The sequence below is a fragment of the Streptomyces sp. NPDC059567 genome (assembly GCF_042735655.1).
Classification (GTDB): domain Bacteria; phylum Actinomycetota; class Actinomycetes; order Streptomycetales; family Streptomycetaceae; genus Streptomyces.
This window is the reverse complement of sequence record NZ_JBHWBS010000030.1, coordinates 68,554-73,676: the sequence shown is the minus strand read 5'-3', so window position 1 is coordinate 73,676 and position 5,123 is coordinate 68,554. Positions and strand designations below refer to the sequence as shown.

At 69.2% G+C, this 5,123-nt stretch carries 7 protein-coding genes; 6 read left to right on the top strand and 1 reads right to left on the bottom strand.

What is annotated here, in order from left to right; translation table 11 throughout:
- The first annotated feature begins 343 nt into the window (after positions 1–343).
- From ACFVZW_RS16425 to ACFVZW_RS16400, 6 genes are all read left to right on the top strand, one after another.
- Positions 344–508: a hypothetical protein gene (locus tag ACFVZW_RS16425; protein ID WP_175439350.1), complete on the top strand. Its 165-nt coding sequence runs from the start codon at positions 344–346 to the stop codon at positions 506–508.
- A gap of 23 nt (positions 509–531) precedes the next feature.
- A complete protein-coding gene (locus tag ACFVZW_RS16420) occupies positions 532–825 on the top strand; it encodes a Dabb family protein (protein ID WP_383170464.1) in 294 nt (97 codons plus the stop codon).
- A 210-nt stretch (positions 826–1,035) separates the two neighbouring features.
- A complete protein-coding gene (locus tag ACFVZW_RS16415; RefSeq protein WP_384521652.1) occupies positions 1,036–1,956 on the top strand; it encodes an RNA polymerase sigma factor SigF in 921 nt (306 codons plus the stop codon).
- 235 nt (positions 1,957–2,191) lie between these two features.
- A complete protein-coding gene (locus ACFVZW_RS16410) occupies positions 2,192–3,094 on the top strand; it encodes an RNA polymerase sigma factor SigF (RefSeq protein ID WP_384521649.1) in 903 nt (300 codons plus the stop codon).
- Between the two features lie 50 nt (positions 3,095–3,144).
- Positions 3,145–3,855 carry a hypothetical protein gene (locus ACFVZW_RS16405; protein WP_384521646.1) on the top strand — a complete coding sequence of 237 codons (711 nt, stop codon included), beginning with the start codon at positions 3,145–3,147 and terminating at the stop codon, positions 3,853–3,855.
- A gap of 46 nt (positions 3,856–3,901) precedes the next feature.
- On the top strand, positions 3,902–4,285 hold the full coding sequence (locus ACFVZW_RS16400; protein WP_384521644.1) for a hypothetical protein: 384 nt from the start codon (positions 3,902–3,904) through the stop codon (positions 4,283–4,285).
- 9 nt (positions 4,286–4,294) lie between these two features.
- Here the strand turns inward: ACFVZW_RS16400 and ACFVZW_RS16395 are convergent, their stop codons facing one another.
- Positions 4,295–4,633, bottom strand: coding sequence for a DoxX family protein (locus tag ACFVZW_RS16395; RefSeq protein WP_384521641.1), 339 nt, complete (start codon positions 4,631–4,633; stop codon positions 4,295–4,297).
- Positions 4,634–5,123: the final 490 nt, after the last annotated feature.

Sequence of the window (5,123 nt, the reverse complement as noted above, 5' to 3'; positions counted from 1 at the left end):
CGCCTGTGGGCGTGGCCGGGGCCTCTTTCGTCGGACGGGGGGAGCGACATCGGGGGGACAAGCCGCTCCCCCCGATGAGAACCGGTCCTGCAAGTCCTGCGCCGCAGTCAGGGGGAAGCTTGCGGCACGGACCCCGCAGTGAGGGCCGGCTCCTCGGCCCTGCGGATTCCTGCCAGATCCGCTGGGCTCGACATCCATACTGCTCTGCCGTCACCCTTCCGGGGGGCGGCAAAAGGCCCCGATTCCCGGGCCCTTGGTCCATAAAGGCCCGGTGAAGTGGCTGAAGTGGCTCCGTTAGACTCACGCGTCCACGCAGGGGTGCAGACAGGGGAGGGCGCGGCAGATGGCGCAAGCGAAGAAGGTCGCGCTCTACGCGCTCGTGGTCTTTGTGCTGTACACGATCATCAATTCCCCCGACAGGGCCGCCGATCTCGTCCAGGTAGGGTTCGAGGGCATATCGTCCGCCGCACAGGGCGTCGGCGAGTTCATGACCGAACTCGTCAACTAGAACCACCGACGAGGAGTCCTGCTGTGATCCGCCATCTGGTCCTGTTCAAGCTCAACGAGGGCATCACGAAGGACGACCCGCGTGCCGTCGCCGCGGCCGAGGCGTTCGACGGGCTGGAGAAGGAGATCCCGGAGCTGGGCTTCTGGGAGTGCGGCTGGAACATCTCCGAGCGGCCGATCGCGTACGACTTCGCCATCAACTCGGCGGTCGAGGACACCGATGCGCTCCAGCGCTACCTGGACCACCCGGCCCACCAGGCGGGCGTCGCGCTGTGGCGCGAGATCGCCACGTGGGTGATCGCGGACTACGCGTTCTAGGGTTCGCCCGACTCGATTCTTCAAGGCCCCTCGCCGTCATGGCGGGGGGCCTTCCGGGTGTTCACCTCCCGTTTGGCCCCAACTTGCCCTCAACACGTGGCTATACGGTGCTTGCACACAGTGGACATGTCTTGTGATGCTATGACCGCTTTTGATGGATGAGTTTGACCGTAGTTGACCAGCAATACCAGCCGAAGGGGTGGCGTGAACGTGCCGGCCAGTACAGCGCCTCAGGTCCCGCCCCAGAACGAGGCCGGCGACCCCGAGGCCACGCGCCCGCTGTCCCCGTCCGCCCGGCCGCAGGCCACCCGGCCGCAACCCAACCACCCCCAGTCCACCCGGCCGCAGTCCACCCGGCCACAGAGCACCCGGGGCGCCGACACCCGCGCACTCACCCAGGTCCTCTTCGGGCAGCTCAAGGAGCTCGAACCGGGCACCCCCGAGCACGACCGGATCCGCGGGGCGCTGATCGAGGCCAACCTCCCCCTCGTGCGGTACGCGGCGGCCCGCTTCCGCTCCCGCAACGAGCCGATGGAGGACGTCGTCCAGGTCGGAACCATCGGCCTGATCAACGCCATCGACCGCTTCGACCCCGACCGCGGCGTGCAGTTCCCGACCTTCGCGATGCCCACCGTCGTCGGCGAGATCAAGCGCTACTTCCGCGACAACGTCCGCACCGTGCACGTACCCCGCCGCCTCCACGAGCTCTGGGTCCAGGTCAACGGCGCCACCGAGGACCTCACCACGGCCCACGGCCGCTCCCCCACCACCGCGGAGATCGCCGAGCGCCTGAAGATCGCCGAGGACGAGGTGCTGGCCTGCATCGAGGCCGGCCGTTCGTACCACGCCACCTCCCTGGAAGCGGCCCAGGAGGGCGACGGCCTGCCCGGACTGCTCGACCGGCTCGGCTACGAGGACCCCGCGCTCGCCGGCGTCGAGCACCGGGATCTCGTACGGCACCTGCTCGTACAGCTGCCCGAACGCGAGCAGCGGATCCTGATGCTCCGTTACTACAGCAACCTGACCCAGTCTCAGATCAGCCAGGAGCTCGGCGTCTCGCAGATGCACGTGTCAAGGCTCCTCGCCCGGAGCTTCGCCCGATTGAGATCCGCAAATCGGATCGAGGCGTAGCTGAAACGGGTAGACCGGTTCGGAGCAGTTCCGCGGCGCCCCAAATGCCGTACACCCCTTGTTTCCTGCGGATATTCACCCACGCCATGTCGACAAGTCACTACAGCGTGTTGCCGACATGTGACATTCTGCTGGAACCGCGTTTGCCGCAGCCCCGCCTCCGGTATTCAGGTGGAGGCTGCGTTCCTCCGATGGTCGTGGCCGCCGCGACCGTCCGCGACCTCAAGGGGGTGGCATGTCCGCAGAACAGGGCAGCTCGAAGGTGCTCACGCTCACGCCCGTGCAGACGCCGGTACCGATGCCGGTCCAGCCGACGGCGGAGAGCGCCGAGCCCACCGCGCCGCTTGTTGTCACGCCGGAAGCCATCGACACCCGCACGCTCTCCCGCTCCCTCTTCCTGCGGCTCCGTGCCCTGGACGACGCGGGCGCCGCCGCGGACAGCCCGGAGCGGACCTACGTCCGCGACACCCTCATCGAGCTCAACCTGCCGCTCGTGCGGTACGCGGCGGCCCGCTTCCGCTCCCGCAACGAGCCGATGGAGGACATCGTCCAGGTCGGCACCATCGGCCTGATCAAGGCGATCGACCGCTTCGACTGCGAACGCGGCGTGGAGTTCCCGACGTTCGCGATGCCGACCGTCGTCGGCGAGATCAAGCGCTTCTTCCGCGACACCTCCTGGTCGGTGCGCGTCCCGCGCCGGCTCCAGGAGCTGCGCCTGGCGCTGACCAAGGCCAGCGACGAGCTCGCGCAGAAGCTGGACCGCTCCCCGACCGTCCCCGAACTCGCCGCCGTACTGGGCGTGTCGGAGGAAGACGTCGTCGACGGCCTCGCGGTCGGCAACGCGTACACCGCCTCCTCGCTCGACTCCCCCTCCCCGGAGGACGACGGCGGCGAGGGCTCGCTGGCGGACCGGCTCGGATACGAGGACACGGCGCTGGAGGGCGTCGAGTACCGCGAATCACTGAAGCCGCTGCTCGCCAAACTCCCGCCCCGGGAGCGGCAGATCATCATGCTGCGCTTCTTCGCCAACATGACCCAGTCCCAGATCGGCGAGGAGGTCGGCATCTCCCAGATGCACGTCTCCCGCCTCCTGACCCGCACCCTGGCCCAGCTCCGCCAGGGCCTGATCGCCGACTGAAGTTCGCGGTTCCGGTTCACAACTGACATGTCGTCAGAAAGACTGACGCCATGCGGCGACAGAGGTCACTTCTGACGGTGGTCGCGCTCTGCCTCGGCGGAGCGCTGACCGCGTGCGGCAGCGGAGACGACGGCGAGGGCTACGCGGCGGTCGGCGCGGGCTCCACCCCGAAGGACGCGGTGCAGCCGTCGGGATCGGTCACGCTGATCCCCCTGGACGCCCCGTCGGCCAGTGGGACGACCTCCAGCACCTCGTCCCCCTCACCCCGCCCACCAGGGACCACTCCGGCCCCCGGCGGTACGGATACGGAAACGGCCCCTGGAACCTCGCGCCCCGGGACCACACCCGCCCGGCCCGGCACGACCCCACCGCGCACCGCGACCGCTCCACCCCCGGGCACGACCACACCGACCGCCCCGTCGCAGCCGCCCCCCAGCCCCACCACCCCCGCCACCCCCGCCACGCTCACCCTCTCCGCCCCGGTCCTCACGGACGCGGACAAGCGATGGTGCGAACGCGTGACGGTCACCTTCCGCAACACGGGCGGCACGGCGGCCACTTCAGGGACGGTCACCTTCGCCACCCACATCATCGGCGCGCTCGGCATCGACTGGGCGACGATCGAATCGGCTCAGCCCCTCCCCGCCCCCATCGCGGCCGGAGCGGCGCAGACCCGGACGTACACGGTCTGCGTGGACTCCTGGCGCGTCCCGCTCGGCATGCACGTCGACACCCAGAAGGTCACGGCGACCTGGAAGTGACCGCGGAACCAGGCATGGGGAACTCGTTCGTGGGCACCCTGTGATCGTGGAGAACACCAAGACCCTGTCCATCGGACTGCACCCCCGCTCGCTCGACTACAGCACCCTGCCCGACGGTTTCGACGAGGCGTCGCTCACCGCACGCATCGCGGCCGGGAACGCCGCGCTGCGCGAGGCCGGGTTCGACGTCGTGACCTGTCTGGTGGACCCCTCCCCGGACGACGCCGAGGCCGCCGTGCGGGGACTGCTCAAGGACGAGGACTTCGGCCTGGCGATGATCGGCGGTGGCGTGCGCATGATGCCCGAGCACACCCTGCTGTTCGAACGGCTCGTGAACGTCCTCATCGAGGCCGTGCCCGGGATCCGCCTCTGCTTCAACACCTCGCCGGAGACCACCGTCGACGCGCTGCGGCGCTGGCTCGAGCCGTAACGGTACGGCTCAGGCGAGGAACAGGGCGGCGACGGCCGGGGCCGCGTACATCACCGGCCAGACGACGTGCGCGTACGAGCGGGCGCGGATCACGGTGATCAGGGCCCCGGTGAAGTACAGGGCCACGCCGATGCCTGCCGCGAGGCCGATCGCCGGGATCCACAGACCCACGACGAGGCCCACCGCGCCGGCCGCCTTGGCCAGGCCGAGCCAGGTCCACCAGGACCGGGGGACTCCGTACTCGGTCAGCGGCTGGATGACCCACGGGGCCTTGATGAAGACCGAGAGCGCCGAGAAGCCGACCATGAACGCGGCGACGGCGGTGACGACGATGTAGGTGGTGGACATCGGAGGCTCCTCAGCTCGGGGGCGGCGAGCGTTTCCCGCTCGCACACCCCACTGACGGAGCGCACCGCACATGTGTGACAGCTCCGAGGCAACAAAGAGCCGAATGGCAGGTGCGGAGAGGGGCAGAGGTCCCCAACTCTCCACTACTCGCGGTAACTTCCCCGGAATCGGCCCCTCAGGACCGCCCGAAGGCGAGTTGCGGAACTTACGGACACCCACACCGATCAACTCACCCCACCACCCACCGACAGTGACCAGCGGAGCAGGAGTCCCAGCAACCCACCGGCCGTCACACGCCAAGCGCCGCCGGGCCACCCCATTCAACGACCGCGCACCACCACCCCCACACCCGACAGACGCCCACGGCGCTTCGCGCCACAGGGTCCCCCCGCGTGGCCACGCCCCCCGGCCGCCCTCCGAGTGTGAAAAGGCGACCGGAGGCAGTGGGTCAAGGGTGAAGCCTGTCTCTTATAAACCACACACCCTGCCC

Excerpts from the sequence above, each read along its gene's own strand:
- ACFVZW_RS16425 (WP_175439350.1), top strand. The coding sequence starts at position 344 with ATGGCGCAAGCGAAGAAGGTCGCGCTCTACGCGCTCGTGGTCTTTGTG.
- ACFVZW_RS16410 (WP_384521649.1), top strand. The coding sequence starts at position 2,192 with ATGTCCGCAGAACAGGGCAGCTCGAAGGTGCTCACGCTCACGCCCGTG.
- ACFVZW_RS16405 (WP_384521646.1), top strand. The coding sequence starts at position 3,145 with ATGCGGCGACAGAGGTCACTTCTGACGGTGGTCGCGCTCTGCCTCGGC.
- ACFVZW_RS16395 (WP_384521641.1), bottom strand. The coding sequence starts at position 4,633 with ATGTCCACCACCTACATCGTCGTCACCGCCGTCGCCGCGTTCATGGTC.